Origin of the sequence: Streptomyces sp. SM1, from assembly GCF_002910825.1 — a bacterium.
In the GTDB taxonomy this organism is placed as follows: Bacteria; Actinomycetota; Actinomycetes; order Streptomycetales; family Streptomycetaceae; genus Streptomyces; species Streptomyces okerensis.
This window is the reverse complement of record NZ_NEUB01000030.1, coordinates 1-4051: the sequence shown is the minus strand read 5'-3', so window position 1 is coordinate 4051 and position 4051 is coordinate 1. Positions and strand designations below refer to the sequence as shown.

Annotated in this window: 6 protein-coding genes; 4 read left to right on the top strand and 2 right to left on the bottom strand. The window is 73.2% G+C overall.

Annotated features, from left to right (window positions below):
- From B9S61_RS41420 to B9S61_RS00600, 3 genes are all read left to right on the top strand, one after another.
- Positions 1-140, top strand: a 140-nt coding sequence (locus B9S61_RS41420; protein ID WP_258039483.1) for a DUF6412 domain-containing protein, incomplete at its 5' end; no start/stop codon positions are given.
- A gap of 99 nt (positions 141-239) precedes the next feature.
- A complete protein-coding gene (locus B9S61_RS00605) occupies positions 240-956 on the top strand; it encodes a YidC/Oxa1 family membrane protein insertase (protein ID WP_103540411.1) in 717 nt (238 codons plus the stop codon).
- A 148-nt stretch (positions 957-1104) separates the two neighbouring features.
- Positions 1105-1962 carry a fumarylacetoacetate hydrolase family protein gene (locus B9S61_RS00600; protein WP_103540410.1) on the top strand — a complete coding sequence of 286 codons (858 nt, stop codon included), beginning with the start codon at positions 1105-1107 and terminating at the stop codon, positions 1960-1962.
- 126 nt (positions 1963-2088) lie between these two features.
- Here the strand turns inward: B9S61_RS00600 and B9S61_RS00595 are convergent, their stop codons facing one another.
- Both B9S61_RS00595 and B9S61_RS00590 read right to left on the bottom strand, forming a co-directional pair.
- Entirely contained in the window at positions 2089-2556 is a 468-nt protein-coding gene (locus B9S61_RS00595; protein ID WP_103540409.1) for a heme-degrading domain-containing protein, read from the bottom strand.
- Entirely contained in the window at positions 2553-3632 is a 1080-nt protein-coding gene (locus B9S61_RS00590) for a Gfo/Idh/MocA family oxidoreductase (protein ID WP_103540408.1), read from the bottom strand. The genes B9S61_RS00595 and B9S61_RS00590 overlap by 4 nt, the downstream gene beginning before the upstream one ends.
- On the opposite strand from B9S61_RS00590, the gene B9S61_RS00585 reads away from it, so the two are divergent.
- Positions 3631-4051: winged helix-turn-helix transcriptional regulator (locus tag B9S61_RS00585; RefSeq protein ID WP_374936164.1), on the top strand; the 421-nt coding region annotated here is incomplete at its 3' end. The genes B9S61_RS00590 and B9S61_RS00585 overlap by 2 nt on opposite strands.

Below are 4051 nucleotides of genomic sequence, written 5' to 3'. Positions count from 1 at the left end.
CCGTGCCGCGCACCCGGGTGCGTACGGCCATCCGCGACCGCGACCGGCGTACCGCCTTCCTGCCCCAGCGCGACCCCGACGCCAGGGGGCGCACCCGGCCCCGAGCGCCCGGACACGCCCTCCTGGCGACCGCCGCGTAGGGCACTGCTTCAGCTCGTTCCTTCACCACGCCCTGCGTGCGGGTCGTCATGCCGCCATTCCTCACTCCCGGCACGACGAGACCCCCGGAGGGCTCACCCATGTCCGTCTTCGCCAACCTGGTCGGGCAACTGGCCGACCTGCTCCAGCCGCTGTTCGGCGTCTCCGCCGCGGCCGCCGCGATCGTCCTGTTCACCGCGCTCGTACGCCTCCTCGTCCACCCCCTCTCCCGGGCCGCCGCGCGCGGCCAGAAGGCCAGAGTCGCGCTCCAGCCGCGCATCGCCGAACTGCGCCGCAAGCACGCGCGCAACCCCGAGAAGCTCCAGCGGGCCGTGCTGGAACTGCACACCGCGGAGAAGGTGTCGCCGCTGTCCGGATGCCTGCCGAGCATGCTCCAGCTGCCCGCGTTCTTCCTGCTCTACCACCTGTTCTCCAGCGCGACGATCGGCGGACGCGCCAACGAACTCCTCGGCCACCGGCTGTTCGACGCGCCGCTCGGCGGACGGTGGGCGGACGCGCTCGGCGACGGCGGGGTGTTCGGCGGGGCCGGGCTCGTGTACGTCGCCCTGTTCGCGGTCGTCACCGTCGTCGCCTGGTTCGGCTACCGGCTCTCCCGCCGGATGACGGCCGCCCAGGTCCCGACCGCCGGTGCCGACGGCGGGCAGCAGGTACCGGGGCTGGCCACCATGACCAAGGTCATGCCCTTCATGTCCTTCTTCACGCTCGTCACCGTCGCCGTCATGCCGCTGGCGGCCGCGCTCTACGTGGTGACGAGTACGACGTGGAGTGTGGTGGAGCGGTCCGTGCTCTACCGGTGAGCCGGGAGGGCGTGCGGTCCAGTGCGTGAACGGGGTCTTGCGGGGGCGAACGCCGGCTTGGAGGATCGACCAGCCCTCCGGCGGCCGCGCCCCGCCGCATCCGGGTCGTTCCCGTCGGGCGGGTCCGCGACCGAGGGAGACGTCCATCATGAAGCTGCTGCGAGTCGGTACGGCGGGCCGGGAGCGGCCCGCGCTGCTCGACGCCGGGGGAACCCTGCGGGACCTGTCGGGGCTCGTCGCCGACATCGACGGGGCGCTGCTCGCCGACGTGGCCGCGCTCGGCCGGATCCGTGCCGCCGCCGGCACCGGTGAGCTGCCCGCGCTGGACGGGACGGGGTTGCGGATCGGGCCGCCGGTGGGGCGGATCGGCAAGGTCGTGTGCATCGGGCTGAACTACCACGACCACGCCCGCGAGACGGGGGCCGAGCCGCCCGCCGAGCCGGTGATCTTCCTCAAGGCGGCGGACACCGTGGTCGGGCCCGACGACACGGTGCTCGTTCCGCGCGGGTCGGTGAAGACCGACTGGGAGGTCGAACTGGCGGTCGTGATCGGGCGTACGGCGCGGTATCTGGAGTCGGCGGAGGAGGGGCTCGCGCGGGTCGCCGGGTACGCCGTCGCGCACGACGTCTCCGAGCGGGAGTTCCAGATCGAGCGGGGCGGGACCTGGGACAAGGGGAAGAACTGCGAGACGTTCAACCCGCTGGGGCCGTGGCTGGTGACGGCGGACGAGGTCCACGATCCGCAGGGGCTGTCGCTGCGGCTGTGGGTGAACGGGGAGTTGCAGCAGGACGGGACGACCGCTGATCAGATCTTTCCGGTGGGGGAGGTCGTGCGGTACGTCAGTCGGTTCATGACGCTGTATCCCGGGGATGTGATCAATACCGGGACGCCGGCGGGGGTGGCGATGGGGCGGGCCGAGCCGAAGCCGTATCTGCGGGCGGGGGATGTGGTCGAGCTGGAGATCGGGGGGCTGGGGCGGCAGCGGCAGGTGTTCGGGGGTGGGTGAGCGGGGGCTTCTTTCGCCCCCGTCGCCCCTTCCCTTCCCTTCCCTTCCCTTCCCTTCCCGTCCCTGGGGGCTGCGCCCCCAGACCCCCGTTCGCGCAGTTCCCCGCGCCCCTTGAGGGGGATGTCGTCAGGGGGTCAGGAAGGTTTCCAGGGCTTCTACCACCATGGTGTGGTCCTCCAGCTGGGGGAGGCCCGAGACCGTGACCGCGCCGACGACGCCCGCGCCCTCGACCGTGATCGGGAACGAGCCGCCGTGGGCCGCGTAGATGTCGGGGTCGAGGCGGGAGGAGTCCTCGAAGGTGGTGCCCTTGGCGCGGTGGCGGGCGCCCACCAGATAGGAGGCGGAGCCGTAGCGCTCCACCACCCGGCGCTTGCGGGCGATCCAGGCGTCGTTGTCGGGCGCGGAGCCGGGCAGCGCGGCGTGGAAGAGCTGCTGGCCGGAGCGGTGGATGTCGATCGCGACGGGGGCTTGGCGCTCGCGTGCCATCTCCACCAGCAGGGAACCGAGCGCCCAGGCGTCCTCGTACGTGAACCGTCCGAAGACCAGGCGGCGTTCCTGCGCCTCCAGTTCCTCCACGGTCGGGGTGGTGGTCATCGCAGGGTCACCGTCACCTTCTCGTCGGCGGAGCGGCGGGCCGCCTCCAGTACGTCGAGTGCGGCGGCCGCCTCCAGGGCGGTCACCGGGTTGGGGCCGCCGGACAGCAGGGCCCGCGCCACGGCCGCGTAGTAGGCGGGGTAGTCGCCGGGGAGGGTCGGTGCGGGGCGGCCGCCGCCGGTCACCGGGGACTCTCCGGAGCCGATACGGCCCCACAGGTCCTCGGGCTCCGTGCCCCAGTCGGCGCCGGTCGTGCCGGGGCGCAGCCCGTCGCGCAGGGCGGCCTCCTGGGGGTCGAGGCCGTGCTTGACGTAGCCGGCCTTCGAGCCGAGGACGCGGAAGCGCGGGCCGAGCTGGGCCGTGGCCGCGGAGACGTAGAGGTGGGAGCGGACGCCGTTCGCGTGCGTCAGCGCGATGAACGTGTCGTCGTCGGTCCGCGCGCCCTCGCGGCGGGTGTCCGTCTCGGCGTACACCGAGCTCACCGGGCCGAAGAGGACCAGTGCCTGGTCGACGACGTGGCTGCCGAGGTCGTAGAGCAGGCCGCCGATCTCCGCCGGGTCGCCGGACTCCCGCCAGCCGCCCTTGAGCTGGGGGCGCCAGCGCTCGAACCGGGACTCGAAGCGGTACACGTCACCGAGTTCGCCCTCGTCGACGAGCGTGCGCAGGGTGAGGAAGTCGTTGTCCCAGCGGCGGTTCTGGAAGACGGAGAGGAGCAGGCCGCGGGCCTCGGCGAGCGCCGCCAGCTCCCGCGCCCCGGCCGCCGTACCGGCGACGGGCTTGTCCACGACGACCGGCAGACCGGCCTCCAGCGCGGCGGTGGCGAGCGGGACGTGGGTCCTGTTCGGGGACGCGATGACGATCAGGTCCAGCTCGCCGGCGCGGTCGAACAACTCGTCCGGGGTGGTGGCGACGCGTACGTCCGGGAACTCGGCGCGGGCCTGCCGCTGCCGCTCGGGGTTCGAGGTGACCACCGTGTCGAGCGCGAGGCCCTCGGTCGCGGCGATCAGCGGGGCGTGGAACACGGAGCCCGCGAGGCCGTAGCCGACGAGGCCGACGCGGAGGGGAATGCCAGTCATGGTCCTACTTTGGCAACGCTGTTGCCAAAGTGCAAGCGGTGGGGAGAATGGGCGGGTGAAGAGGACGAACGAGGGCAGCGACGGGTGGCAGCTGGGGGCGAACCTGCTCGCCCTGCGCAGCCACAACACCGCGCTCGTGCTGGATCTGCTGCGCACCGCGGGAGCGGACGGCATCAGCCGGCTGGAACTCGCCGAGCGGACCGGGCTCACCCCACAGGCGGTCAGCAAGATCACGGCGCGGCTGCGGGAGGACGGGCTCGCGGCGGAGGCGGGACACCGGGCGTCCACGGGCGGCAAGCCGCGCACGGTGCTGCGGCTGGTGCCGGAGGCGGGGCACGCGGTCGGCGTGCACCTGGACCGCGACGAGACGCGGGCGGTACTGGTCGACCTCGACGGGACGGTGGTGGCCCGGCGGAGGG